This is a genomic window from Fodinicurvata sediminis DSM 21159 (assembly GCF_000420625.1).
In the GTDB taxonomy this organism is placed as follows: Bacteria; Pseudomonadota; Alphaproteobacteria; order Kiloniellales; family DSM-21159; genus Fodinicurvata; species Fodinicurvata sediminis.
The window spans coordinates 191,649-217,277 of the sequence record NZ_ATVH01000011.1 but is presented as its reverse complement, the minus strand read 5'-3'; the positions used below and the strand labels follow the sequence as shown (position 1 = coordinate 217,277).

The window sequence follows — 25,629 nt, the reverse complement described above, 5'->3', positions numbered from 1 at the left end:
CGTCTCTATCCTTGGGATGAGCGAAGAACCCAAGTGTCCTTGGATCCTCCGCCCTGACTGGAATTGACAATAATCGAACCAGGACGAAGGGCGACACGGGTCAGTCCGCCGGGCAGGACCCAGGTTTCCTTGCCCGTAACTGCAAAGGGCCTAAGGTCAACGTGCCTTGGCATGATCCCATCATCCGAAAGGGTCGGGCAGACAGATAGATTGATCATGGGTTGGCTGATGTAATTGTCAGGCTTTTCAAGCAAGCTTGCGCGGCAGCTTTCCAGTTCTTCCCGAGATGCCTTGGGGCCAACCGTAATACCGTACCCTCCTGCCTCACCCACAGGCTTGACCACAAGTTCATCCAGATGGTCCAGGGTATACTGCAATCCTTCAGCTTCGCGACAGATGTGGGTTTCGACATTATCGAGGATGGGGTCTTCATCCAGATAGTAACGGATAATTCGCGGCATGTAGGCATATACGGCCTTGTCGTCTGCGACACCTGTGCCAACTGCATTGGCCAACGTTACATTTCCCCTTGCATAAGCCTCCATCAGCCCCGCACAGCCAAGAAGTGATTCAGAGTTGAAGGCCAGGGGGTCGAGAAAGTCGTCATTGAGGCGGCGGTAGATGACATCAACAGGGACAAGGCCCCTGATGGTTTTCATGAAGACCCGACTGTTCTCCACAACCAGATCCCGGCCTTCAACAAGGGAAACACCCATTTCGCGGGCCAGGAATATATGCTCAAAGTAAGCTGAATTGTAACTGCCCGGGGACAGAAGAACCACATGGGGGTGCGGGGCATGGGCAGGTGCCACTTCGACCAGGGCTTCATGAAGTTTCTGGCCATAGTTGGAGACAGGCTCTATCCCCGTACCCTCCATGAGATCGGGAAAGGCCCTTTGCATGAGGTGGCGATTCTCGACAACGTAGGACACTCCAGAGGGGGTCCGGGCGTTATCTTCAAGCACTCTGAAATGGCCATCGTCTCCACGCACGATATCTATGCCACTGACATGAACATAGGTGCCGTGGGGCACTTGCAGGCCACGCATCTCTGGCCGGTAATTAGGATTACCGACAATCAGTTCGTTGGGAACGATCCCGTCCTTGAGGATCTTTCCTTCATGGTAGATATCGTGCAGGAAATGGTTGATGGCGCGGACACGCTGGGTGACGCCGGATTCAATTTTTTGCCAGTCTGCAGCGTCGATGACTCTCGGCAACACATCAAATGGCAGTATCCGGTCTATGACATCCCTTTGTGTATAGACGGTGAATGTGATTCCCAGATTGTAAAGTTCTCGCTCCGCGTCCTGGGAACGCTGTCGAAGTCTTTCCGGATCAAGCTTCGACAGGCGTTCTATGATCGCCTGCGTATCAGGGCGCAAACCCTTCTGGCTGTTACCAAAAAGTTCGCAATAGAAATCGTTTGACTGATAGTCGGAAAACAGATTTTCCAGATTTTTATTCACCAGTGTGCTCACAGGACGATCGGAATGTTCTCATATCCAGTATGCCCCATCACCACAGAGTACGTAACCTGAATTCTATTCAAATGCCCGGATCATATGTTGCCTGGCGGAGTGCGCCGCACCACGACAAGGCTCGAAAAGAAGTCATGCATCAGGCGACGACGTTCATTGAAGAACGCAACGATCAGTATGATCCAACTGGTTACACCGATGCTGAGGTAGAACAGTGCGGTCATGACAAATGCCTGAATGTAATCCGGGGAACTTCCATCCTCGATATTCCGCACCTCCAGCCCCAACAGCCGCATTCCCGGTGTGGCACCATAAGCGCCTATGGTCAGGGTGTGATAGGCAAGGGGCAGTATCGCAATCCCTACGGCAACGAGCGGCATCAAGAGCCCAAGGGAAAGAATCCCAATGATCCATAGCACCATCCCCACCAGTCCCGTGAGTAAGGCCAGGAAGACAACGTCCATGAAATAACCCAGAACCCTTAGCAGAACGACGGATTCATAGAAACTGGGATCGCGTGCATTGAAATCCTTACCGTTTCGATTCCAACTGGCATCTTGCGTTGAAAGTGTAAGTGAGTTTTCCGGCATCTGCCCTTCCATCACGGTTCAATTTCACAAGATATCGGTATGGAAGATTTAATTTGCCAGTAGGGAAGGTGCAGGCAGTGGGGTATTGCGTGAATCGCTTTGCCGGCTTTCTTCGGTACCAGAGGGGGAGGACTCTCCAGAAGTGGGGCTATCTAGGCTATCGACCGCAACATTGGGCTTGTCCTGCTGCAATTCTCTGCCAGCCGCTTCTTCGATATCTGTGTCGTTTATGTCTTCCGGAACTGCAGCTGTGGTTCCATCGTCCTGCTTCAAGAGCACGATGGAAATGCGACGATTGCGCGGAGCTGTTGTGTTCTGGAGGTCAAGCGGTTCGGTATCGGCTTTCCCGACAACGTTTTCCACACGGCCTGCCGCCAGGCCGGCTTCGATCATGGCACGCCGGCTGGCGTTGGCACGATCACTGGAGAGTTCCCAGTTTCCGTAATCGTTTCCATTCTTATAGGGGGTGGAATCCGTGTGACCTGAGATCGAGATCCTGTTTGGAAGATTGCCTATGGCAGAGCTGACCATGTCCAACAAGCGAACCGTGTGCTCATGAGGTCGTGCGCTACCAGAAGGGAACATATCTGTGCCGTGCTGGTCGATCAACTGGATCCTGAGGCCCTCATCTGTCTGGTCGACCAGAAGGTTGTCCTTCAAGCCGGCCAGTTCGGGACGTTCCGCGATCTCGTTCATCAGTTCATCCCTGGCAGCGTGGAAGGCTTTCGCATCCTGCTCGGCACGTTGTTGCTTCAATGCCTTATCAGCTTCCGACAGGGTTTCCTGGTCCAGGGGTGAAGAGCCTGCACCCGAGCCATCGGACCCATTTGAGGTCTGCTGATCCTGGTCAGCTGCGGCGCCTCCTTCGATACGTGTCTCACGGGACGGCAGTCCTGTTCCAAACCCCATGGGGCTGCGATCATCCCGTGCAGCGCCATCTGCCGTGATCGTCTCCCCTCCGAGAATTCCATTGGAACCGCTCGAAGAATCAGTGGAGAAGGTGGTTGGGGTAAAGTAGTCCGCGATTCCTTCCTTCTGTTCTTCCGAGGTGCTGCTGATCAGCCACAGCAGTAGGAAGAACGCCATCATGGCCGTCACGAAGTCGGCATAGGCAACCTTCCAGGCGCCGCCATGATGCCCGTGCCCATGTCCGTTCTTCTTCTTCTTGATCAGAATTGGACGCTGGTTATCGCTATCCGCCATTCACGCCTTATCCAAATAATCCGCGGGGACCCGGGTGCTGAATAGCCTATCCCGAGACCCTGCGGACTTTTACAGATTGACGGTTAATAAGGCGTTACAGCCGTTTGACCTGGATGGGTGTGTTTACTGTCCAGCTCGTAGCTGCACGAACGCCTGTTCCAGGTCCTGGACCAGATCAGCCGCATCTTCCAGGCCGGCATGAAGCCGAAGGGTCGGACCGCGCCCGTTCCAGCTAGTGGCAGTTCGGTAATCGCTGGGATTTGTGGGAATGGCAAGGCTTTCGTATCCTCCCCATGAGTATCCCATGCCGAAGAGTTCAAGGCTGTTCAGGAAGGCTCCAACTGATTCGTCGCTCACCGGCTGGAGCTCCACTGCGAACAAACCACTGGCTCCCAGAAAATCACGCTTCCAGATTTTGTGTCCTGGGTCATCGGGCAATGCAGGATAGAACAGGCGTGAAACTTCCTGACGCTGAGACAGCCAATTGCAGAGCGCCAGCGCATTCTTCTGGTGGCGTTCCAGTCGAACGCTTAGTGTGCGTAAACCTCGCAGGGCAAGGTAGATATCATCCGGTCCACAGGCATAGCCAAGCAGGTCGGCTTGGCGTTGTGCAGCAGCTGTCGTTTCGTCGTTGGTGAGCACCAGCCCCAACATGGCATCGGAATGGCCGACGATATACTTGGTTCCAGCATGAACTGAAATATCAACACCATGGGCAAACGACTTGAAATACATGGGTGTTGCCCAGGTATTGTCGAGTATCACCTTCGCGCCATGCGCATGTGCCACTTCACTGATGGCGGGTATGTCCTGCATCTCGAAAGTCAGCGATCCTGGCGCTTCCGTATAAACCACACGTGTCTCGGGACGTAGCTTCCTTCGCAGGTCATCAAGATCGAGGGGGGCGTAGTAGTCCGTTTCCACGCCGAAACGTTTCAGGAAACCTTCGCAAAATCCCCGGGTCGGCGCATAGACACTGTCGGCCACCAGCAGGTGATCGCCAGCTTTAACCTGGGACAGGATCGAAACCACAACGGCTGCCAATCCGGAGGGCACGCAAAGGGCTGCATGCGCTCCCTCAAGTTCGGCGACCGATTCCTGAAGCGCAACATGTGTTTGCGTACCCCCGCGCCCGTAGTGAATCCAGTTCGGGTCGGAGCGATTCTGCGTAGCCTCCTTCATCTGTTCGACACTGTCGAAGAGTATCGTCGAGGCATGCACGACCGGTACATTCACAGCATGCCCGCCTTTGACCGTCGGTCGACGCCCGAGATGCGCCAATTGGGTATCGAATTTCATGCTGCTGTTTGAAGAAGCGCGATCTGTCTTGCTCAATGATATGTTCCGTATCTGTCGTGAAGCGGCATCAAGAAGCCGTGGATACCGCGGGTTTATGTCTGGTGATCATGTCCCGGGCATCGTGCCTTATATGATTGCGGCTCATTTCCTCTTCGAGGCGTTCATGGGTCACGATGCCTTTGTCCAGGCATTCAGCCAGGAGGGTGAAGAAGAAAGCTTCCTGCTTGGGGTCCGGGTGCCGGCGATACTGTCCGTGGTAAGGAGATAGACCCAGCACCTGTGTGCGAATGGACTGGACCCAGCTTTTTGGCTTGAGAAGCTGGAAGCGGCGGTTGGCCGAGACAAAGTCGACAGGAAGCCCTGTTTTCCAAGGCTGTGTCTGGCGCTTCGTGTTGTGGAGAAGCTTCGTATTGTCATCAAGGTGGTCCAGATCGTTCCAGCAGTTTTCAAGCAAACCTATGGTCGAGCGGTCCTCCTTGTGAAGGCAAATCCAGTCGGCATAGTCCAGCTCATAGTCGAACAGCTTCTGGAACTGATCCTCCGCTTTCCAATGGGTCAATTTTGCGCACTCCATCAGCATGACACTGGTGGCCATGCATTCCTGAGCGCCAGAGCGTTTCCCGGATCTTGTCCTGCAGAATATCGCCTTGCCCTGCATGTCCCTTTGCAGGAGTTCGTTGATATCACCCACGGCAAATATATCGGGGTCGATGACAACGGCTCGGCCTTCATAGTTCATAAGTTCCGGTGGAGTGAAACGGAGGGGTGTGAAGGATTGCAGGTCATCCATTCGCCAGACGCGCGACCCACCATTCCTCAAAAAAGGCTGCCCTTCCTTCTGTGTCAGAAAAGGAAAGTCCTCTGTCGAGATAATCCTGACATCGAATGCCTCCGGATTTCGCGAATTCCGCTTGAGAGAATACTGCGAAACCAACGCTCCGACCATCTGCTTGGGGTTGGTATGAATGAAAACACAGGCCTTTGACGACATGTGCGATGTCCCTTCTTCCTTGTTGGAAACTGGATAGCAAATGCGTGTGCCGTCCGCAAAGAAAACCCCCGGAACAAGGCTCCGGTCGAAGGGAGTTAGCGGCTGAACAGCTTCTTTATGGCTGCGGCAGCCCGGTCAAGATCCTGGTCAACGAAAGAGGGAGGCTCGACGAAGGACGTGCCCAGCATCACCGCGCGTCCCTGGCGTACCAGGCGATCATGTAGGTCAGGCAAGCGGCGTGGATAACCGATCAGCCCTCGGTCACTTAGGAATTCCCCCAGCCAGCGCCATGCTTCACGTCCATGCAGGAGGTCCGTCATTCTCTCGTAAAGTGAGACAATTGGGCTGCGGCGGTAGGGCAGGGGATAGATGGCAAGCGGGCGTCCAAGCCGGGCAACCTCAACCATCATGGAAATACTGTCGCCGGTCACCACGAACCTGTCGGCACAGGCCAGTAGACCAAAATAGGGATTGTCACCCCGGCCGTCCTCCCATCGATACAGTCTTGCATTCGAAGGAAGTCTGTGCGCCAGAGTGTCACCGACTACACGCGGTGTTCGGCGACTCGTCGTAATGTAAATCGTACCGTTCGACAGGTCTGGCGTCTGGGAAAGTTTCTGCAAGAACTCTTCAGTGGCCTCTCCATCAAACCGGAATGGGCGCGTCTGTCCGCCAACCAATACAGCTGTGAGGGGGCGTGGAAGTGCATCCATCACACCACTCCAGCCCTGCTTGCCCTGCTCGAGGCGTTCCATGTCAGCACGCATGAGTGGCAGGTCCAGAGTCAGGACATTCGATCGGTCCGGCAGTCTGTATTGGGGTGTACCCACCACCAGATCGAATTCGTCAAAATATTTCTTGGGACGTCCCACAATGACGACCTTTGTTCGTCCGCCCGACTGTCGCTTGATCCAGAGCGCTGCCATTGATGGACGCCGGCCAATGGTCAGCACCAGATCAGGCCAGGGAGGCTCAAGTTTGTCTGATGCCTGCCTGTCCAGATGATACAGGGAAGGGCGGAAACGGGGTTTGCCGTATATATACTGTGAACGAAACCGAAGGTTTCGTCTTTCAACAGGCCAACCCAATGCTCTCGCCAGAATTTCGACCTGCGCGTTATCGCCGAGCTTGTCACCTATAACCAGCCAGACACGTGGCGCAGCCCTCTCTGCATTGCTGCTGGCAGAAGTGTTCATGAAAAGTCCCCTGCCGTTTCGACCGCGCTGATTCTGGTTATAAGAAGCATTTTATATTTCATTTGATAAAAATATGATCAAAACTATAGTTTGTATTGAACGAAACGTTACACGCCGAAGCTCGAACCTGTTCACTGTTCGCAAAAGAACATAAAAGCCGGGGGCATATGAAGAAAGCCGTTCTTTTCGTGCTGGGAACCAGACCGGAAGCCATCAAATTGGCCCCCGTCATCAGAGCCCTGAAAGAACAGAACCTGGCAGACATTACGGTACGTGTCTGCAGCACAGGCCAGCACCGTGAAATGCTGGCCCCTGTTTTGGAACTCTTTGACATTCGTCCAGACTACGATCTGGACATCATGCGGAAAGATCAAAGCCCCGCACGCTCACTTGCAAGAGCGATCAAGGCATTGGACGTAGTGTTGAACGAAGACAGACCTGATCATGTGGTTGTTCAGGGCGATACCACCTCCAGCCTCGCCGGGGCGCTGGCCGCCTTCTACAATCGAATTCCTGTTTCCCATGTAGAGGCCGGGCTTCGAACGGGGAACCTTGCCGCGCCTTTCCCGGAGGAGGGGAATCGGCAGATTATCTCCAGGGTTACGGACTTGCATTTTGCCCCTACGGCTCAGAATCGACGGGCACTGATTGAGGAAGGTGTCAACGCTCAAAGGATTCACGTTACCGGAAATCCGGTTATCGATTCCCTGCTACAGCTGGAACAGCACTGGCGTAGATCACCGGCCGTCAAGCTTGACCTGGCCCGCGATCTGCAAGCACGACTTGGTCAGCACCCGGATCACCCCTTCATTCTGGTAACCGGCCATCGCCGCGAGAACATGGGGCAGGGTTTTCGCAATCTGGCGCAGGCCTTGAATCGGATTGCTGTGCACCACCCCAAAATTCCGATCCTCTTTCCCTGGCACCCTAACCCGCGGGTAAGGGCAGATCTTAGCGAAGAACTTGAGATCTGGCCTAGCATCAAGCTTTGTTCACCATTGCCTTACACGGATTTCGTTTACACCCTGAGCCGTGCTTCAATTGTGTTGACCGACAGTGGTGGTGTTCAGGAAGAGGCACCGGCCTTTGCTAAGCCTGTCCTGGTCTTGCGTGAGACGACGGAAAGGCAGGAAGCGGTTGAGGCCGGAACGGTCAAACTTGTAGGCACGCGACCTGAGACCATCCTGGCTGAAGTCAACAAGCTTCTGCAGCAACCGGACTACTACCGAAGCATGGCGAAGGCGGCCAACCCTTATGGTGATGGAAAGGCTGCGGTTCGTATCGCTGACATAATCCAACAGAGCTTCGGGCCTGTCCAGGGAGAAGCAGCCCTGGTTGGCTGAGCCAGCATGGCAAACCGCTCAAACCAGCTTCAATGTACTGCCTATTCGAAAAGCACCTGATTGTCGCTACTATGGGCAACCAGAACTGTCTGTGAGTGTGATTGCGGAAAGCCATGACTTCGGAAAATCAATCAGCAACTCTGCCCGGTCTTTTCGAGCAAGAAAGAGCGGTGGACGAAATATACAACTTTGCCCAGGATTCTACTTTGTTGCGCAATTTCGTGGGCAACCAGGACCACCAGATTATAGCCCTCATAGAACAAATCACGGAGCAGGCGCCGTTTCGAAGAATGAGCACGCCTGGCGGTCGGCAAATGTCTGTGGAAATGAGCAATTGCGGACATTTCGGATGGGTCACAGACAGGAAAGGATATCGTTACTCCGCTAAGGACCCCCAGAGTGAAAGCCCGTGGCCCGCTATGCCAACAGGCTTTCAGGAATTGGCGACGGCGGCGGCCAGAAAGGCAGGCTTCGAAGGCTTCCATCCTGATTCCTGTCTGATCAACCGTTACCAGCCAGGTGCTCGCCTGGGACTTCATCAGGACCGGGATGAAAGAGATTTCTCCGCACCCATCGTGTCGGTTTCCCTGGGCCTTCCGGCCATATTCCTGTTTGGCGGTGCAAAACGCAGCGAGAAACAGACACGCATTCCGCTGGAACATGGCGATGTTCTGGTCTGGGGTGGGACCTCTCGCCTGAACCATCATGGCATACAGCCTTTGGAGGAGGGTCGGCATTCCCTCTTGGGGGCATGCCGCATCAACCTGACATTTCGAAAAGCCAGCTAGAGCTGACCGGATCAACGTGCAAAGTGGATCTTGTTGAAGGGCCTGCGGAATTCGGAAACATCCTTGGCGACGGTCTTGACCGGACGCCGTTGTGCCAGGATATCGGCGATGAAATCAGCCAACTGCGGCATATCCCGTTCCTTCATTCCCCAGCGTACAATCTCGGGACTACCAAGGCGAAGTCCATTCATGTCTCCGGGCAGGGCTTCTATGGGCAACCCGATACCGCAGGTCAGAATATTGCCTTTCCTCAACTGTCTTGCAGCCGTCTGGCCGCCTCCCAGACTGGCTGCTTCAAGCGCAAACTGCTGTGATCTCGTGATACCTTTCTCCAACCCGAAGACAGGCAGGTTGCGCTCTGCCAGAGCGCGGGCCAAGGCTTCTGCTACCCTAACCATGGTTGCAGCATAGGCGCGGCCGTGATCTCTCCAGTCCAGGAGTGTCATGGCCAACGCTGCTGACTTGGCTGCATCGAAATTTGCTGTAAGTCCGGGGAAGGCTATGGAATCGAGTTTTCTTGCCAATTCACTTTCGTTCGTCAGGACCATCCCGGCCGGGGGACCAGCCAAGGATTTGTAGGTGCTCATTGTCATGACATGAGCTCCCTCCTGCAGTGGCTGTTGCCAGGCGCGTCCCGCAATCATGCCGGACATATGTGCCGCATCAAACAGGACCCATGCATCCACTTCATCAGCAATTGCACGGATTTCAGAGATTGGGTGGGGAAAAAGGTTCAGGCTGCTTCCAATCGTAATGACCTTCGGATTGACCTGCCGGGCCAGGCCTCTCAGTCCATCAAGATCCACAGTGTAGTTCCGGGCGTCCACCGGGGCGGGATGCGTCACGACGCCATAAAGTCCAGCCGATCCGTCCTTGTGATGTGTGACATGCCCGCCCAGCATCTCTGGAGATGCAATGATAGTGTCACCCGGCTGAGCCATGGCCATGAAGGCATAGAGATTGGCCATCGCCCCTGAAGGCACGCGAATCTCGGCATAGCGGGCTTCGAAAATCTGACTTGCCAATTCCGCGGCCATGACCTCGATCTTCTCGACGGCCTCAAGTCCCATCTCGTACTTGTCACCCGGGTACCCAAGGGAGGGGCGGGCTCCCAGTCCTTGCGACAGCAACGCCTCGGCCCTCGGATTCATGGCATTGGTGGCTGGATTGAGGTTTATGCATTCCGCTTCATGTATGATTCGATTCTGGCGCACCAGCGCATGCAGCTCCGCCTCAAGAGAATCGCTCGTTCTTTCCCCAAAATCCTTTGCAAGGACCTGTATGTAGTCTTCACAATCTTCAGGAACCCAAGGGCGTCTTTCCAGCATCTGCCACATTTCCTTTTCCAAAACCCGATTGCTGGATAGTGAAGCCAGCCTTCACTGCAAATTCAATCAATGATTTATCCACGAATCGGGATAGCATTCAGGAAAGATATTTCTTTCAAGGGGAAGCGGCGTCATGGCCAAAAGGGACACCGACATAGCGCGCGCAGAAAGATTCTGCAGCAGCCTGGGACTGCGTAAACCAATCCTGCTGGCACCGATGGCCGGAGCCTGTCCACCCCAACTCTCGGCAGCCGTTGCCGATGCCGGAGGGTTGGGGGCCTGCGGCGCCCTACTGATGCAACCCGACGCCATACAGAAGTGGGCCGCCAATTTCCGCTCACGCAGCAATGGTGGTTTTCAGATGAATCTCTGGATACCCGATCCCCCACCGGTGAGGAACAGTGTTCATGAAGCAGCAATCTGTCGTTTTCTGTCCGAGTGGGGGCCGGACGTAGAACCTGAGGCAATCGAGATCGCTGCACCGGACTTTTCAGAACAATGCGAGGCCATGCTGGAAGCCGGCCCCACAGTCATCTCCTCCATCATGGGGCTTTATCCACCGGAGTTTGTGCGTCGAATGAAGGAGAGGGGCATTCGCTGGTTTGCAACCGTGACCACTGTTGCCGAGGCAAAAGCGGCGGAAGAAGCCGGCGCGGATGCGCTTGTTGCTCAGGGCATGGAGGCAGGCGGACACCGTGGTGCATTCCAGGCGGATTCTGCCGAGACGGCCATGATCGGACTGTTCTCTCTGCTACCAGCCGTGGTCGATGCCGTGGAAGTACCTGTCATTGCCACTGGCGGCATAGCGGACGCACGCGGTGTTGCCGCGGCCCTACTGCTTGGAGCTTCCGCCGTCCAGATCGGTACGAGTTTTCTGCGAACTCCGGAAGCGGCATTGCCTTCTGGCTGGAGCGAGGGGATCGGCCAGGCCAACCCCGAGGACACCCGGCTGACAAGGGCTTTCTCCGGTCGGGCAGGGCGCAGCCTGGTCAACGACTACCTGCGCGCAGCCCACGCTCCAGATGCTCCGGAACCTGCGCCCTATCCAGTCCAGCGCAGCCTTACCCAGGCCATGCGCAGCCAAGCGGCAAAAAGCAATGATCCTTCTCGAATGCAGAGCTGGGCCGGGCAATCAGCGCGCCTGGCACAGGCATGTCCAGCAGCGGATATAGCTGACGCTTTATGGAATCAGGCTGAGGAAATTCTTTCCTGATATCTCGTTTCAAGGAATGAATTTTGAATGGAGAGACTGGGCTCCAACACTTTCTGGTGGCGAGACCAGGTTGTACTGTCTGGCACGTGGTCTGCAGGAAATGATTGTCACTTGCGTATGACTGACCATGTCAGTTGCGTGCCGCAAACAGCACCAGAAGACCCGCCGCCATTACACCAGCCAGCACCAGCCACGCTTCATTGGTTGCCATCGTGAGAGCGGCAGCTTCGACGAGGGGCTGGGCCATGGCAATATCTTGCGAGGATGGTGCCCCTCCTGACGGCGGAAGCAGATCGAGCGGTACGCCAACGAATTTTGCTGTCTCGACGTCACCTGCCATTAGCTTGCGTCCAAATGCATCGGCATGATGTGGCGTGCGCTGCCATAAAATTGTATCCGTCATCGCGATACCGATGGCACCACCGAGATTGCGCATCAGATTGAACAGTGCACTGCCATCGGGAACTCGAGCCATATCAAGTTTTCCCAGAGCCAATCGTGTCGGCGGTATGAGGCACAACATGATGCCAATGCCACGGACGACCTGTGGCCAGAACATCTCTTCATAATCGGTTGTGGGTGTTTGCCAACCGCTCATGGCGAGTCCCGCCGAGAAGATCGCGAGGCCAGCCGCTGTTAAAAGCCGCGCATCCACCCGCAGTTCGAGTTGGACAACTGCAGGGGCGGTGATGAGCTGTGAGATACCTGTCACCATCATCACCAGCCCGATCGCCAGGGGATCATGATGCCGTACGAGGCCAAGGAACATCGCCATCAGATAGACGGCCGAGAACAGCCCGATTCCGAACAGGAAACTTATTACGCTCGCAACGGCAAAGTTCCGCTCTCCAAAAAGTTGCAAATTAACGACGGGATCGCCAGAGCGTAGCGATCGTACCAGGAACCCGAGGCTCGCGAGCAGGAAGATGACTGCAAGTGGTAGTGCTGGAGCCGTCAACCAGCCCTGTTGCGGCCCTTCCTTAAGTGTGATTTCAAGAGCCGTCAGCCCGATGGCGAGGCAGCCAACGGCAATCCAGTCGATCCGCCACACCACGCCCCAGCAGCCGCGCTCGCGCGGTGCCAGGAACGCGACCACCACCACCGCCAGCACACCGGGCCCAACGTTCACGAGGAACAGCCACATCCAGCTGTAAGTCTCTGTAATGTAGCCGCCAATTGTCGGTCCAAGGGTCGGTGCCAGAACCGCCATGGCGCCCGCAATCGTGGTCGCTGCTCCCTGGCTGGATTTTGGAAACATGAGGAAGACAGAAGAGAACACCAGCGGAATCAGGCAACCGCCTGCGAAGCCCTGTACGATGCGTGCAGCCACCAGGCTCTCGAAACCCGTTGCGAGCGCACAGGCACTCGAGGCGAGCGTGAAAGTCGAGAGCGCGATCAGGAACAACCCCCTGAGCGACAAGGCGCGCGTCAGCAACCCGGTCAACGGGATGGCGATCACCTCGGCAATGAGATAAGCTGTCTGCACCCAGCTCATCCGATTATCTGGGATATCGAGGGCCTGGGCAATTGCTGGAAGCGATGTCACCACGATCTGGATATCGAGGATTGCCATGAACATGCCCAGGCACATGGCAAGAAAACAGATCCAGACAGCCAAGCCGGCAGGCGGAGCGGCACTTTCTGTCGGCGTAGACGGGTCAGTCATCGGTGCATTTCCGCTTCGGCCAACGCCAGCGTCTCGGCGCGAATGCGAACCCAAAGCACTGCCGCATTAAGTACGGTAAAGGCAATTGCGATCAAGGGGTGGCCGAGCGCCATCGGCAGCGCGATCACCTCGGCTATCACAATCAAGTAATTGGGATGGTTGACAAAGCGATAGGGGCCGCGACGCACCCGCGCCTCGCCCGGCACAACGATAATCCGAGTTGTCCAGCGTTCTCCAAGTGTCGAGATGACCCACACCCGCAACCCTTGCAGCACACCAAACACAGCCAGCCATACCAGATTGACGGGCGCACTGGCAGCCATGATCCACAACGCCGACAGCCATGCCGCATGCAGGATAACGATTGCCGGGTAATGACCGGGCGACTTCTCGATGCCACCACGTGCGAGCAGGCAGGCTGTATTACGGTTAGCAAGTGCAAGTTCAGCGAGGCGCTGTAGTGTGACAGCAGCCAGAACGACTGTGGCGAAAGTCATCATCGGCCTCTCAGGACCGGACGGTGACGGGGACGGTAACAGCGCTGAATCCAGGCCCCAGTGCTGACATCAGGTTGAGGCCGGCACTCGAAGGTTTTGCCAACAAGCGATCGAGGACGAACAAGACAGTCGGCGCGGACATGTTTCCATGGTCGCGAAGTACGTCGCGCTCAAGATCAAGCGAACCCGGCTCGATGCTAAGCGCAGCCTCCAGTGCCTTCAGCACTTTCATCCCACCAGGGTGGAAGCCGAAGCGAGCAATGTCCTGGCGTGTCAAAGACAATCGATCCAGGGAGTTATGCAAAACGTAGGAAAATTGATTCCGTACGAACGACGGAATGTCGCGATCAAACACAACTTCAAGTCCTTCGCTAGTGACGTCCCAGCCCATGATATGAAGCGTCTCAGGCCATGTGTAATGACACCCTGACCCCACGATGTGCCGGTCATCCGGCCGCGCTTCAGTGAGCACTGCAGCGGCCGCGCCATCTGAGAAAAGGGCTGTGGCAACAATGTTTGCCTTGGTCAGTGTGTCCTTGCGAAATGACAGTGTGCAGAGTTCTACGGCAACGACCAGAATGCATCCACCAGGATTGGCACGAGCCAATTGAACGCCTAGCGACAAACCGCTGAGGCCTCCTGCACACCCCAGTCCGAAAACGGGTATTCGAAGGACGTCTGGCCTGAATCCGAGTTCGACAGCAACCTGTGCTTCCAGTGTCGGAGTGGATATCCCTGTCGAACTCACCGTTATGATGGCATCAACATCAGCAGCCGTGATGTCCGCGGCTGCCAAGGCGTTGCTGGCAGCCTGAGCGAAAAGCTGGCTTGCAACATTGACGTAGGCTGCATTCCGCTCATCCCACCCATGCGATTCAAGATACCAGTCGAGCGGCATCGCGATCGGCCGGCTATCAATCCCCGCATTGGCAAACACCGGTGAAAAACGATCGAAGTCTGGGAATCGGTTTTCAAAAATGTCGCGCGCCAGAGTGAAGGCGTCGGATTGCAACAGCCGGTGCTGGGGCAGGGCCGTGCCAAGCCCTATCAGGGCAATATCAACCATTCCGAAGGGCCCCTGAGCTTATCGGCAGATAGCTGACAGTCTATTCTGATCACATGGTTTACGCATCAGGTGACTTGGGAGTGCCCAGAATGCCTCGGCGAATATGTGTAACCCATGTCTCGGGTATCAAATGTAAACCATCTGTCCAGAACGGACCTCAGGCAAGTGGCGGAGGGGGTGGGATTCGAACCCACGAGGGGCGTTCACCCCTGCCGGTTTTCAAGACCGGTGCAATCGACCACTCTGCCACCCCTCCGGCACCACCTTTCTAAGCAGCTCACCCCAGTTCGACAAGAGTATCGAACGGTGAGGAAAGATGTTTCCTATCCTGTACGTTTTGCTGCGGCTTCGTCGGCAAACTGCATGATACGAGAGTTGGGCAGTAAGATGCTTACAATGGTCCCTTTGCCCGGGGTCGTATCGATCTTCAGTTCACCATCATGCAGCTCGACGAGCTTCTGCGCCAGGGGCAAGCCAAGACCTGTGCCTTCAAATTTGCGGCTCAGTGAACTGTCCAGCTGGGTAAAGGGGGCGAGGGCATCTTCGACCTCCGCCGGTTCCATACCAACTCCCGTATCCTGAACATAGAGACAAAGATCTCCGTTAGCCTGCCGATAGGCGCCAACTTCGACCCGCCCTTCGGCCTCGGTAAATTTGATCGCGTTGGACAGCAGGTTCAGGATGACCTGACGCAGACGCAGCACGTCACCATCGATCAGGGGCAATGAATCCTCAATCTGAACAGTTAGATCAACGCCGCCACTTTGTGCTCGGTCCGACATCAATCGCACCACAGCCCGTATCAGGCGTTCGAGATCTACCGGTGCATGATCAAGCTCAATCTTTCCTGATTCAGCTTTCGCCACATCCAGGACATCATTGATCAAGGCCAGCAGATGCTGGCCGCTGTCATTTATGTCCGCCGCATATTCCCGATAGCGCGCATTGCCCAGAGCTCCGAACGTTTCGTTACGCAGCAACTCGGAAAAACCGATAATGGCGTTCAGCGGTGTACGCAGTTCATGGCTCATGGTCGCAAGGAATTCCGTCTTGCTGCGGTTGGCGCGCTCAGCCACATCCCTGGCCTGCGCCAGTTCTGTAGTCCGCTCAGCCACGCGTGCCCGGATCAGGGCATTCTGCTGTAGAAGTACGCCGATCAAGAGAGAGATAAGAAGGCTGAGCAGGGATCCTGTAGCAGAAATAACCCAACCGAGTTCTTCGCGTACCTGTTTTTCGAATTCGGGCAGCATATCCCAGCGAAAGCGCAAACTGGCTTGCCCATGAACCAACCCGTAATCGAAAGTTGCGATTGTATCCTGAGGTGGCGCCTCCGGCCCCTCGAGCAGATTGTTTTGAACGGATGTTCCCTGTGCATTGCCCCGCTGCTCCAGCCTGAAATCCAGCCCTTCCGGTGCTGCATTCTTGAGGTTATCGAACAGGTTCGAGATATCCAGCAGGCCAACCAGAACGCCCTCCGCGCCTCCGTTCTGAACAGGTAGAGTCATGATGCTCCACCAGCGCTCGCTATGGCGAAAAATGCGGCTCATCACGGCTTCGCCTTTTCCGCTCAATGCCTGATAGATGGCACTGCGCACATGCTCCTCGCTGGCCAGATCGGTACCACGCAGAAAGATGCTGGGAATGCCCGTCGTCATAGTGATAACGGCATGCTGTCGTTTGCGCGGGGCGCCTTTGGCTGGATTCAGGAAGGAAATAAGCTCGAAACCCAGTTTCTCTTCCAGTTCACGCCGCGCCCCCAAAGTGACGATCTCGGCAAAGGCAAGATTATCAAAGCCATACGCCAATTCGCCACGGTTCAAGCTGTGCTCAAGCCTCGCGAACTCTGCAATCGTAACGTCATCTGAAGCATTGAACAGTGAAGAGGTGGCTATGAGAAAGCTTTCCGCTTGTATCAGGGTCTGATCCACCAGTGCCACAAGCCGAGAAGCTTCTCTATCCGCCCTGGATTTCCACTGTTGTTCAACGGCTTCTTCAACCCGGCCCCCAATGAAGAAGGACAAGGCCGTGCCGAGGATAAAAAGTGAAAAGGCGGAGAGCCACAGTAGCCCCCGCTTGCGGTTGTGCGAAACGATCATGCCCAGACTTTAACGCAAAAAACTTATCAATCCTTACCTAAATCAAGGTTTATCACTGAGAATACCGCAGTTTCAGCGAATGCAGCGTTGCCAGGAATCCAGCTTTCATGGCACTAAGAAGGGGCAGTTCATTCAGGCAGGGGTTCCATGATCAATCTTGTTCCGCAGTTGCGACCACTTATTTTGTTTTCCTTCCTTGCCATGGTTGGGGGAGGCTGCAGTGCGTCTGCCGTTGATGAACAGTCACGGGGCCAGACAGCGGCAACGTCAACAAGTACGTCGTCACTCGCAACCGCTATGGATCCCTCATTCAAGGAGTGGGTCGCCGAACTGCGCGACCAGGCGTTGGATGAGGGCATTTCCCCGAACACCTTTGATCGGGCTTTCGAGCGTGTCCGTCCATTGGACAGAGTGATAGAGCTTGACCGCAGCCAGCCGGAGTTCACTCTGAGTTTCTGGCGATACATGTCCAATGCCGTGAATGACCGACGTATCGAACAAGGACGCGAACTCCTGCAGCAACACCGCCCACTGTTACAGAGAGTCGAGCAACGCTATGGCGTACAGCCACGTTTCCTGGTGGCATTCTGGGGCCTGGAAACCAACTATGGCGGGACATTCGGCAATTTTCCGGTCATTTCCGCCCTGGCAACCCTTGCTTATGACGAGCGTCGCAGTGCGTTCTTCCGCGAAGAACTCATGCATGCCTTGAAAATTCTGGATTCCGGGGACATCAGCCCCGAGCGCATGGAAGGATCCTGGGCCGGAGCCATGGGGCACCTGCAATTCATGCCTTCCACCTATACAGCCTACGCTACGGATGCGGATGGCGACAGTCGACGGGACATCTGGGGCAGCATGCCGGATGTTTTCGCTTCGGCCGCCAACTTCCTGAGCTCCATAGGTTGGCGTGGTGACGAAACCTGGGGGCAGGAGGTTCGTCTTCCAGCAGATTTCGACTGGTCTCTGGTTTCCATAGAAACCATGCCCGAAACACTAAAGACGATCGACGAATGGAAAGCTATTGGGCTACGCGGAGCCGATGGGGCAACCTTGCCGGTCGATAATCGTGAGGCTGCCGTGATTCTGCCGGCGGGAAGCGATGGCCCAGCCTTTCTCGTCTATCACAATTATACGCGTATCCTTCAATGGAACCGCTCCATCCTATATGCTGTTGCCGTGGGCTACCTGGCAGACAAGCTGGTTGGTGGGCCAGACCTGACTGTATCTGCCCCCCAGGAGGATGTGCGCCTGAGCGTTGATCAGGTGGAAGAAATACAGTCTCGGCTTGGACGGCTTGGCTTCAATGCTGGGCCTGCGGATGGCAAGGTCGGGCCCATGACCCGCAATGCAATTCGGGAATACCAGAAAAGCCGTGACATACCCGCAGATGCCTTTCCCAGCAGGAAGCTATTGCGGCAAATCCGCTCTGAGGAATGAAGTGATCGGTTTGGTGTATTCTATGCAAGAATGTACTTACTCTGCCTCCACTGAGAGGTGAATCGGGGGATTTCGAGGATGTCATACAAACGCTTGCCTCTTGCTTTTCTGGTTCTGGGCACCGTCGGGCTGATTGCGGCAGGGTGCTCCGAAGTCCAGATGGCTGCACACACCGCCAAATCTGTTCGAGACGGTGGTGGTTCCGGGCAAATCGGATCATACAAGGTTGGTCAGCCTTATCAGATCAGTGGTGTCTGGTATCACCCGACGGTGGACTACGAATACAACGAGACCGGGATTGCCTCCTGGTACGGTCCCGGGTTTCATGGCAAGGCCACAGCTAATGGCGAGCAGTATGACCAGAATTCACTTACGGCTGCGCACCCGACCCTGCCGCTTCCCAGTATGGTACGGGTGACCAACCTTGAGAACGGGCGCTCCCTCAAGCTGCGAATCAACGACCGCGGCCCATTTGCCAATAATCGCATCATCGACATATCAAAACGCGGCGCCCAGCTCCTGGGCTTTGAAAAACAGGGAACAGCAAAGGTTCGCATCACCGTTCTGGAAAATGAAAGTCGTCAACTCGCCGCAGCAGCACAGGGGAAGAAGGCACCTGAGCCCGTTGTCCAGCAGGCTGTTTATAGGCCTGAGGATCTTCAGCCAACCAAACAGCAGGTGGCGGCTGCTCCGGTGTCGCGTGTCAGCACTGAGCGTCTTTCCTCGTCTTCAAACCAGGAGGAAGCGCCCGAGCCGGATGGAATCGTTTCCCAGGAATCTGTCAGCTCCAGCGATCTTTACATTCAGGCAGGTTCATTCACCGAGTACACCAACGCCACACGCCTGGCAGATCGTTTGTCGACCCACGGGGACGTGCGTATAGCGCCCGTTTCAGTCGATGGCCGTGATTTCTATCGCGTGCAGATTGGACCTGTCGCTTCGGTGGGGGATGCGGACGGCCTTTTGGAGAACCTGATTTCCAATGGTTACAAGCAATCCCACGTCGTTGTTCAGTAGGTCACATTTCAGACTGTTTTTGTGAGTAGGCTTTCCGTTCCGATGGGAACAGAAGCCAAAGAGGAATAATTGATGCCAGCCTTGCCTCGGTATACCGCTCTCATATCCGGACTCTTTCTGCTTTCATTCGTCATTGCGCCCTTGGCAAAGGCGTTTGAAACGGAAGCACGTGAGGCCATTCTCCTGGATCATGAAACCGGCAGCGTCCTTTTCGAAAAGCAGGCTGACAAGGCGATGCCACCAGCGTCCATGAGCAAGATCATGACGGCTTACATGGTCTTTGGTCGACTGGAGGAGGGACGCCTTTCCATGAATGACACACTGCCCGTCAGTGAAAAGGCCTGGCGGAAAGGTGGCTCCAAGATGTTCGTCGAAGTGGGCGAAGAGGTCGCGGTCCGGGACTTGCTGCGCGGCGTTATCGTCCAATCCGGGAATGACGCCTGTATCGTTCTCGCCGAAGGCATTTCAGGCAGCGAGGAGGCTTTCGCGCGTGAAATGACCGAAGTGGGCCGGGAAATAGGACTGCAGAACAGCACTTTTGCCAATGCAACCGGGTGGCCCCATCCTGATCATCGCATGTCAGCACGTGACTTGGCCACTCTTGCAAGCCACATCATCGAGGAATATCCCCAGTACTATGAAATCTATTCGGAAACGGAGTTCACTTGGAACGACATCCGTCAGGGAAACCGTAATCCGTTGCTTTACAGGAATATCGGTGCGGATGGGCTGAAAACAGGACACACAGAAGAAGCCGGCTACGGCCTGACGGCTTCGGCTGTACAGGATGGTCGCCGTCTGATCATGGTGGTGACTGGCCTGGACAGTGTGAACCAGCGCGCCGAAGAGGCCAGCCGCTTGCTGTCCTGGGGATTTCGCGAGTTCGAAAACTTCAATCTGGCGGAGAAGGACGAGCCTATCGATGAGGCCGCTGTATGGCTGGGTGCCGAGGCGACGGTCCCCCTGGTTGCCGAAGACGAACTCGTTGTAACCTTGCCGCATGCGGCCCGAGATGAACTGGAGGCCCGCATCGTATATGAAGGCCCTGTGCCTGCGCCGATAGAAAAGGGCCAGATGATTGGAACCCTGATATTGTCCGCACCGGGCATGCCGGAACAGGAAATACCGCTGCTTGCCGCAAAGGATGTGGACAAGGCCGGCTTGTTTGGGCGCCTCTTTGCCGCGGGGAAATATCTTGTCCTTGGAAATCCGTAGAATTTTATGGAGCAGGGGCGGTTCATATCGATTGAAGGCGGCGAGGGTGCAGGCAAGTCAACACAGATCCAGGCACTCAGCCAGAAGCTCGACAGCCTGGGATTGGCCGTCAAGTGCACACGCGAGCCTGGCGGCAGTGCAGGAGCCGAGGAAATCAGGCGACTGCTTGTTGAAGGCCTGGCCGGACGCTGGGATGCCACCAGTGAAGCTCTTCTGGTCCTGGCGGCGCGAAGGGATCACTTAACCAAGACTGTCTGGCCAGCCATGGAAGAGGGAACCTGGGTCATCTGCGACCGTTTCCTTGATTCCACTTATGCCTACCAGGGGTACGGTCACGGGCTGCCCCTGGACAGTCTGGACCAACTACATGCATTTACGCTGGGAGCATTCCGGCCGGATTTGACGATTCTGATCGATCTCCCGATCGAAGATGGCCTCAGGCGGGCCCACAGCCGTCAGGATCGGGAAACCCGTTTCGAAAGCCTGGAGCGGGCGTTTCACGAGCGGGTGCGCCATGGATTCCTGGAGAGAGCTCAGCAGGATCCGGCGCGCTTCATCGTTCTTGACGGCTCTCAATCACTTGAGCAGGTCTCCGATCAGATGATTCAGGCTGTCCTGTCCAGGTTCGAACTGTTTGTTGAAGAATGAAAAAAGGCAGCAGCACGCCAGACAAGGAAGAGGCGGAAGCCCTTCATCCACGCAACACGAACGCTCTGTTGGGTCAGGAAACAGCGGAGGATACCTTTTGCAAAGCCATGGAAAGTGGAAGGCTCCCTCATGCCTGGTTGATCTCCGGCCCGAGAGGAGTCGGCAAGGCAACCCTTGCCTATAGGGTCGTCAGGTATCTCTTTGAGGAAGACAACACCGAGGACGCGGGCTTGTTTGGAGGGGGCGTGGAACCAGGCGCTCAAGCGTCAACCGGATTGGAGTTTCCAGAAGACAGTCCAGTGTTCAAGCAGATTGCCTCGGGAAGTTTCCCCGACCTTCGTGTGCTGGAACGCCGTCCGGACAAGGATGGACGAATCAAGCGTGATATTCCGGTGGATGAAGTCCGCCAACTTGGGGCATTCCTGCACATGACGGCAACGAATGGAAGTTGGCGCGCCGCCATCCTGGATCCGGTAGACGAACTTGGGCAGCAAGGGGCGAATGCCTTGCTGAAGAGCCTGGAAGAGCCGCCGGAGAAGACGCTGCTTCTGCTGATCAGCCATAACCCCGGTCGCCTGTTGCCGACCATTCGTTCCCGTTGCCGACAGCTCTCCCTGCCGCCGCTTGAGGCCACGGTTGTCGAGCAGCTTCTGGAACGCCATCTGCCAGATCTGCATAAGGACGAACGAATCCTGCTGACTTACCTGTCCGAAGGCAGTATCGGTCGCGCCCTCGACCTGAATCAGGCTGGAGGTGCCGATCTCTATATCCAGATGGTTGAGATGATGGGTCAACTTCCCGCCTTGGATAGCCACAAGCTTCACGCGATCGGGGACAACCTGGCAAGGGACAGCCAGGGTATCCTGTTCCGGACCATGAGCGAACTTATGCTCTGGTGGCTGGGGCAACTCGTCAGGCTAAGGGCAACAAGAAGTACGCCTATCGGTATCCTGGAAGGGGAAGGTGAGATCATGCAGCACCTTTCCTCGAGACGCGAACTTGCGGACTGGATGAGGCTATGGGAAAACCTCACCCAGCTCTTTCAGCAAACCGAGCAGGCAAGCCTGGATCGCAAGCAGGCTTTCATAACGGCTTTTGGACGCCTGCAGGGCATGGCAGCCTGAAACATGTTTTGGGCTGAACGTTTGAGTTCGTGCTTTAGCCAGTCGGGAGTCGACAAGAAGAAATGACGCGTGATCAGGATCGCTACTACGTCACTACACCTATCTATTACGTGAACGATGTTCCTCACATCGGGCATGCCTATACAACGCTGGCCTGCGACGTCCTGGCCCGTTTCATGCGCCTCGATGGACGAGAGGTCCACTTCCTGACCGGCACTGATGAGCATGGCCAGAAGGTCGAGAAATCGGCACGCAAGGCCGGCGTGGAACCCCAGAAGTTCACGGATGATGTCAGCGAGAACTTCCGCGCCCTTGCGCGCCAGATGAACTATTCGAATGATGATTTTATCCGTACGACGGAATCCCGCCACAAGGAAGCCGTGCAGGCTATCTGGAAGGCCCTTGTCTACTCCGGCGACATCTACCTTGGCAGCTATTCGGGATGGTACGCCGTCCGGGATGAGGCCTTCTACAATGAAGACGAACTGACGCGGGACGAGGAAGGGCGCATGATCGCGCCTTCAGGCGCAGAAGCCGAATGGCTGGAAGAACCTTCCTATTTCTTTCGTCTGTCGCGCTGGCAAGAGCCACTGCTGAAGTTTTATGAAGAGAACCCTGATTTCATCGGCCCGGAGAGCCGCCGAAATGAAGTCATGTCCTTCGTAAGGGGCGGCTTGCGCGATCTTTCAGTAAGCCGGACGACCTTCAACTGGGGAATAACTGTGCCGGACGATCCCGATCATGTGGTCTACGTTTGGCTGGATGCCCTGACCAACTACATCACGGCCGTCGGTTATCCGGATACCGACTGCGAGTCCTTCCGGAAATTCTGGCCCGCCGACGTTCATATGGTGGGCAAGGATATCCTGCGCTTCCATGCCGTTTACTGGCCGGCTTTCCTGATGGCGGCCGATCTGCCCTTGCCGCGCCGCATCTACGCACATGGCTGGTTGATGAATCGCGGGGAAAAGATGTCAAAATCGCTGGGAAATGTCCTGCGGCCACAGGATATGGTCGAGCGTTATGGCCTGGATCCCGTGCGCTATTACCTGTTGCGTGAAGTTCCTTTTGGCTCTGATGGCTACATCAGCCACGAGACCATGGTGGCCCGCCTAAACGGAGACTTGGCCAACGATCTCGGAAACCTGGCGCAGCGTGTCCTGTCCATGATCCACAAGAATTGCGATGCGTCCGTGCCGACCCCCGGTGAATATCAATCGTCAGATCGTATCTTATTGGACAAGGCGGCTGGTGTCCTGCAGACGGTCCGGCAGGAATTTTCGCAACAAACCTTCCACCGAGGTCTCGAGGCCATATGGCAAATCGTGGGTGATGCCAATCGATACGTTGACGAGCAAGCTCCCTGGGTGCTGCGCAAGACCGATCCTGAGCGCATGGGAACCGTGCTCTACGTGCTTGCGGATACAATTCGCCGACTGGGACTGATGATCCAGCCCGTCATGCCGGATGCCATGAGCCGTCTCCTGGATCAGTTGAATGTCTCTGGAGAGCAACGCAGCTTTGCTTACATGGAAGCAAGCCTGCAGCCAGGGGAAGTGCTGCCCAAACCGGAAGGCATCTTTCCGCGTTATGTTGATTCTGAAGAAAGCCAGAAAACAACCTGATATGCTTGTAGATTCACATTGCCACTTGGATTACCTGGAACACGATGGCGCAGCGCTGGACGATATCGTTGCCCGTGCGCATGCAAATGGTGTCGAGCGCCTGGTAACCATCTGTACGAAGCTTTCCGAGTTTGACCGGGTACTTGGGATCGCACGGCGCTATCCCGGTATCTACTGCTCGGTTGGTGTTCATCCCCATGAAGCCGGCCAAGAGGGCGTAGAACATGCCGATCGCCTGCTTGCGTTAACAGACGATCCCAAGGTGGTCGGAATTGGCGAAACAGGACTGGACTACTACTACGAAAACAGCCCGCGCAAGGCACAACAGGTATCCTTTCGCGCCCACATCGCAGCTGCACGTGAAAGCGGCTTGCCCTTGATCGTCCATGCCCGCGATGCAGATGACGATACAATCGCCATCCTGCGCGAAGAGCACAAGGCCGGTGCCTTTCCCGGTGTGATTCACTGCTTTACGGCTGGACCTGCGCTTGCAGAAGCTGCATTGGATATTGGCTTCTATATCTCCCTTGCCGGTATCGTGACCTTCAAGAAAGCGGAGAATCTGCGTGAGACTGTTCGCAATGTTCCCATAGACAGTCTTCTTGTCGAAACGGATTCGCCTTTCCTGGCACCGATTCCCAAACGCGGAAAGAGAAATGAACCTTCCTATGTGGTTCACACGGCGGAGAAACTCGCTGAAATCAAGGATATGACACCCGAAGACTTGGCAAGGCGCACCACCGAGAATTTCGATTGCCTCTTCAGTAAGGCATCTACCAGAGAGGCCAGTCCTTCCGCATGAAGGTGAAGATTCTTGGGTGTGGCGGCTCAGGTGGCGTCCCTCTGGCGACTGGCAAGCCAGGAGGGGATTGGCGTTCCTGCAGCCCGGACAATCCCCGGAACAGGCGCCGCCGCTGTTCGGTGCATCTCGAAACCGGGCAGGGGACGGGCATATTGATCGATACGGCGCCCGATCTCCGTGCCCAGGTACTCAGTGAAGGCGTTCAACGGATCGACATGGTGCTCTTCACGCATGATCATGCCGATCACACACATGGCCTCGATGACCTGCGGGCCTTCGCCTATGGTCGGGAACATCCTATCCCGGCCTACATGTCACGTGACACACATGAAAGCCTGACACCAAAATTCTCCTACGCTTTTGAATCCACACACACAAATAGCCGTCTTTACCCGGCAATGCTTTCGGACAGAGTCTTTGACTACGGTGAGTTCGAGGCAGAAGGAATCCCGATCACGGCAATCCGGCAGTCACACGGAAATATCGAGACGACGGGCTTTCGAATCGGCAAGTTTGCCTATTCCACCGATGTGGTAGATTTCCAGGATAAAGAACTGGAAAAACTGAAAGGTATCGATGTCTGGATTGTTGACAGCCTGCGCCAGGAACCGCATCCAACCCATGCCCATTTCGAAAAGACACTGGAATGGATCAGGCAGATACGGCCACGACAGGCCGTACTGACCCACATGAATCACACGATGGATTATGAGCGCGTGAAACAGCTTTGTCCCGAGGGAGTGGAGCCAGCCTATGACGGCATGGTTCTTCAGTGTGACGGGTGACAGCTGGAGCGCTCAACGACATTGAGGCACTGGAGCCGCCATCCAGTCCGAACTGGCACTTTGCAGGTCCTCAAGGACTTCGGGAAGATATCAGGGGTAGCACTGTTCCAACCTACGGACTTGATGCCCATACGCTTCGGGACAGTTTCAGGACCATCGTTCTCGGAAAGCCACGGACACTCTGTTTATATAGCGCCAACAGCAATGACGAAGCCG

At 55.7% G+C, this 25,629-nt stretch carries 22 protein-coding genes and 1 tRNA gene; 11 read left to right on the top strand and 12 right to left on the bottom strand.

Features of this window, described 5'->3' with window-relative positions:
* Positions 1-5: 5 nt before the first annotated feature.
* The 6 genes from G502_RS0102275 to G502_RS18270 all read right to left on the bottom strand — a co-directional run bounded on the left by G502_RS0102275 (position 6) and on the right by G502_RS18270 (position 6,760).
* Positions 6-1,481: a circularly permuted type 2 ATP-grasp protein gene (locus G502_RS0102275; RefSeq protein ID WP_022727038.1), complete on the bottom strand. Its 1,476-nt coding sequence runs from the start codon at positions 1,479-1,481 to the stop codon at positions 6-8.
* A gap of 80 nt (positions 1,482-1,561) precedes the next feature.
* Positions 1,562-2,071 carry an RDD family protein gene (locus tag G502_RS18280; protein WP_022727037.1) on the bottom strand — a complete coding sequence of 170 codons (510 nt, stop codon included), beginning with the start codon at positions 2,069-2,071 and terminating at the stop codon, positions 1,562-1,564.
* A gap of 48 nt (positions 2,072-2,119) precedes the next feature.
* Positions 2,120-3,274, bottom strand: coding sequence for a flagellar motor protein MotB (locus G502_RS18275; protein ID WP_022727036.1), 1,155 nt, complete (start codon positions 3,272-3,274; stop codon positions 2,120-2,122).
* 123 nt (positions 3,275-3,397) lie between these two features.
* The gene (gene metC / locus G502_RS0102260; RefSeq protein ID WP_022727035.1) at positions 3,398-4,573 is read right to left on the bottom strand and encodes a cystathionine beta-lyase; all 1,176 of its coding nucleotides are present in this window, start codon (positions 4,571-4,573) and stop codon (positions 3,398-3,400) included.
* A gap of 67 nt (positions 4,574-4,640) precedes the next feature.
* Positions 4,641-5,168, bottom strand: coding sequence for a hypothetical protein (locus G502_RS22510; protein ID WP_211217786.1), 528 nt, complete (start codon positions 5,166-5,168; stop codon positions 4,641-4,643).
* 491 nt (positions 5,169-5,659) lie between these two features.
* Complete coding sequence (locus G502_RS18270) at positions 5,660-6,760, bottom strand: mitochondrial fission ELM1 family protein (RefSeq protein ID WP_022727033.1); 1,101 nt, start codon at positions 6,758-6,760, stop codon at positions 5,660-5,662.
* A 167-nt stretch (positions 6,761-6,927) separates the two neighbouring features.
* On the opposite strand from G502_RS18270, the gene wecB reads away from it, so the two are divergent.
* Together wecB and alkB are read left to right on the top strand one after the other, a co-directional pair.
* Positions 6,928-8,103 carry a non-hydrolyzing UDP-N-acetylglucosamine 2-epimerase gene (gene wecB / locus G502_RS0102245; protein ID WP_022727032.1) on the top strand — a complete coding sequence of 392 codons (1,176 nt, stop codon included), beginning with the start codon at positions 6,928-6,930 and terminating at the stop codon, positions 8,101-8,103.
* Between the two features lie 113 nt (positions 8,104-8,216).
* Positions 8,217-8,891, top strand: a complete 675-nt coding sequence (gene alkB / locus G502_RS18265; RefSeq protein ID WP_022727031.1) for a DNA oxidative demethylase AlkB — start codon at positions 8,217-8,219, stop codon at positions 8,889-8,891.
* 11 nt (positions 8,892-8,902) lie between these two features.
* Here the strand turns inward: alkB and glyA are convergent, their stop codons facing one another.
* A complete protein-coding gene (gene glyA, locus G502_RS0102235) occupies positions 8,903-10,219 on the bottom strand; it encodes a serine hydroxymethyltransferase (protein WP_026988970.1) in 1,317 nt (438 codons plus the stop codon).
* 133 nt (positions 10,220-10,352) lie between these two features.
* On the opposite strand from glyA, the gene G502_RS0102230 reads away from it, so the two are divergent.
* Positions 10,353-11,432 carry an NAD(P)H-dependent flavin oxidoreductase gene (locus G502_RS0102230; RefSeq protein ID WP_022727029.1) on the top strand — a complete coding sequence of 360 codons (1,080 nt, stop codon included), beginning with the start codon at positions 10,353-10,355 and terminating at the stop codon, positions 11,430-11,432.
* Positions 11,433-11,562: 130 nt separating this feature from the next.
* Here G502_RS0102230 and G502_RS0102225 read toward each other — a convergent pair whose 3' ends face one another.
* The 5 genes from G502_RS0102225 to G502_RS21250 all read right to left on the bottom strand — a co-directional run bounded on the left by G502_RS0102225 (position 11,563) and on the right by G502_RS21250 (position 16,757).
* Positions 11,563-13,098: a DHA2 family efflux MFS transporter permease subunit gene (locus G502_RS0102225; protein WP_026988968.1), complete on the bottom strand. Its 1,536-nt coding sequence runs from the start codon at positions 13,096-13,098 to the stop codon at positions 11,563-11,565.
* The gene (locus tag G502_RS0102220) at positions 13,095-13,598 is read right to left on the bottom strand and encodes an isoprenylcysteine carboxyl methyltransferase family protein (protein WP_022727028.1); all 504 of its coding nucleotides are present in this window, start codon (positions 13,596-13,598) and stop codon (positions 13,095-13,097) included. Before G502_RS0102220 ends, G502_RS0102225 begins: the two co-directional genes overlap by 4 nt.
* Positions 13,599-13,605: 7 nt before the next feature.
* Entirely contained in the window at positions 13,606-14,661 is a 1,056-nt protein-coding gene (locus tag G502_RS0102215) for a type III polyketide synthase (RefSeq protein ID WP_022727027.1), read from the bottom strand.
* A gap of 166 nt (positions 14,662-14,827) precedes the next feature.
* A tRNA-Ser gene (locus tag G502_RS0102210) sits at positions 14,828-14,917 on the bottom strand.
* A 67-nt stretch (positions 14,918-14,984) separates the two neighbouring features.
* The gene (locus G502_RS21250) at positions 14,985-16,757 is read right to left on the bottom strand and encodes a sensor histidine kinase (RefSeq protein ID WP_022727026.1); all 1,773 of its coding nucleotides are present in this window, start codon (positions 16,755-16,757) and stop codon (positions 14,985-14,987) included.
* 297 nt (positions 16,758-17,054) lie between these two features.
* Between G502_RS21250 and G502_RS18255 the strand changes: the two genes are divergently transcribed.
* From G502_RS18255 to G502_RS0102165, 8 genes are all read left to right on the top strand, one after another.
* Complete coding sequence (locus tag G502_RS18255) at positions 17,055-18,197, top strand: lytic murein transglycosylase (RefSeq protein ID WP_022727025.1); 1,143 nt, start codon at positions 17,055-17,057, stop codon at positions 18,195-18,197.
* A 78-nt stretch (positions 18,198-18,275) separates the two neighbouring features.
* Positions 18,276-19,214, top strand: a complete 939-nt coding sequence (locus G502_RS0102195) for a septal ring lytic transglycosylase RlpA family protein (protein ID WP_026988967.1) — start codon at positions 18,276-18,278, stop codon at positions 19,212-19,214.
* 72 nt (positions 19,215-19,286) lie between these two features.
* Positions 19,287-20,429, top strand: a complete 1,143-nt coding sequence (locus G502_RS0102190) for a D-alanyl-D-alanine carboxypeptidase family protein (RefSeq protein ID WP_022727023.1) — start codon at positions 19,287-19,289, stop codon at positions 20,427-20,429.
* Between the two features lie 6 nt (positions 20,430-20,435).
* Positions 20,436-21,077 (top strand): dTMP kinase, encoded by a 642-nt coding sequence (tmk, locus tag G502_RS0102185; protein ID WP_022727022.1) that lies wholly within the window; start codon positions 20,436-20,438, stop codon positions 21,075-21,077.
* Positions 21,074-22,201, top strand: coding sequence for a DNA polymerase III subunit delta' (locus G502_RS18250; protein ID WP_022727021.1), 1,128 nt, complete (start codon positions 21,074-21,076; stop codon positions 22,199-22,201). Before tmk ends, G502_RS18250 begins: the two co-directional genes overlap by 4 nt.
* A 62-nt stretch (positions 22,202-22,263) precedes the next feature.
* Positions 22,264-23,826, top strand: coding sequence for a methionine--tRNA ligase (gene metG / locus G502_RS0102175; RefSeq protein ID WP_022727020.1), 1,563 nt, complete (start codon positions 22,264-22,266; stop codon positions 23,824-23,826).
* 1 nt (position 23,827) lies between these two features.
* Complete coding sequence (locus tag G502_RS0102170; RefSeq protein WP_022727019.1) at positions 23,828-24,628, top strand: TatD family hydrolase; 801 nt, start codon at positions 23,828-23,830, stop codon at positions 24,626-24,628.
* Positions 24,625-25,413, top strand: a complete 789-nt coding sequence (locus tag G502_RS0102165; protein ID WP_022727018.1) for an MBL fold metallo-hydrolase — start codon at positions 24,625-24,627, stop codon at positions 25,411-25,413. Before G502_RS0102170 ends, G502_RS0102165 begins: the two co-directional genes overlap by 4 nt.
* Positions 25,414-25,629: the final 216 nt, after the last annotated feature.

Coding starts and splice junctions, on each gene's coding strand:
- G502_RS18280 (WP_022727037.1), bottom strand. CDS start 2,071: ATGCCGGAAAACTCACTTACACTTTCAACGCAAGATGCCAGTTGGAAT.
- G502_RS18275 (WP_022727036.1), bottom strand. CDS start 3,274: ATGGCGGATAGCGATAACCAGCGTCCAATTCTGATCAAGAAGAAGAAG.
- metC (WP_022727035.1), bottom strand. CDS start 4,573: ATGAAATTCGATACCCAATTGGCGCATCTCGGGCGTCGACCGACGGTC.
- G502_RS22510 (WP_211217786.1), bottom strand. CDS start 5,168: ATGGCCACCAGTGTCATGCTGATGGAGTGCGCAAAATTGACCCATTGG.
- G502_RS18270 (WP_022727033.1), bottom strand. CDS start 6,760: ATGAACACTTCTGCCAGCAGCAATGCAGAGAGGGCTGCGCCACGTGTC.
- wecB (WP_022727032.1), top strand. CDS start 6,928: ATGAAGAAAGCCGTTCTTTTCGTGCTGGGAACCAGACCGGAAGCCATC.
- alkB (WP_022727031.1), top strand. CDS start 8,217: ATGACTTCGGAAAATCAATCAGCAACTCTGCCCGGTCTTTTCGAGCAA.
- glyA (WP_026988970.1), bottom strand. CDS start 10,219: ATGCTGGAAAGACGCCCTTGGGTTCCTGAAGATTGTGAAGACTACATA.
- G502_RS0102230 (WP_022727029.1), top strand. CDS start 10,353: ATGGCCAAAAGGGACACCGACATAGCGCGCGCAGAAAGATTCTGCAGC.
- G502_RS0102225 (WP_026988968.1), bottom strand. CDS start 13,098: ATGACTGACCCGTCTACGCCGACAGAAAGTGCCGCTCCGCCTGCCGGC.
- G502_RS0102220 (WP_022727028.1), bottom strand. CDS start 13,598: ATGATGACTTTCGCCACAGTCGTTCTGGCTGCTGTCACACTACAGCGC.
- G502_RS0102215 (WP_022727027.1), bottom strand. CDS start 14,661: ATGGTTGATATTGCCCTGATAGGGCTTGGCACGGCCCTGCCCCAGCAC.
- G502_RS21250 (WP_022727026.1), bottom strand. CDS start 16,757: ATGATCGTTTCGCACAACCGCAAGCGGGGGCTACTGTGGCTCTCCGCC.
- G502_RS18255 (WP_022727025.1), top strand. CDS start 17,055: ATGGATCCCTCATTCAAGGAGTGGGTCGCCGAACTGCGCGACCAGGCG.
- G502_RS0102195 (WP_026988967.1), top strand. CDS start 18,276: ATGTCATACAAACGCTTGCCTCTTGCTTTTCTGGTTCTGGGCACCGTC.
- G502_RS0102190 (WP_022727023.1), top strand. CDS start 19,287: ATGCCAGCCTTGCCTCGGTATACCGCTCTCATATCCGGACTCTTTCTG.
- tmk (WP_022727022.1), top strand. CDS start 20,436: ATGGAGCAGGGGCGGTTCATATCGATTGAAGGCGGCGAGGGTGCAGGC.
- G502_RS18250 (WP_022727021.1), top strand. CDS start 21,074: ATGAAAAAAGGCAGCAGCACGCCAGACAAGGAAGAGGCGGAAGCCCTT.
- metG (WP_022727020.1), top strand. CDS start 22,264: ATGACGCGTGATCAGGATCGCTACTACGTCACTACACCTATCTATTAC.
- G502_RS0102170 (WP_022727019.1), top strand. CDS start 23,828: ATGCTTGTAGATTCACATTGCCACTTGGATTACCTGGAACACGATGGC.
- G502_RS0102165 (WP_022727018.1), top strand. CDS start 24,625: ATGAAGGTGAAGATTCTTGGGTGTGGCGGCTCAGGTGGCGTCCCTCTG.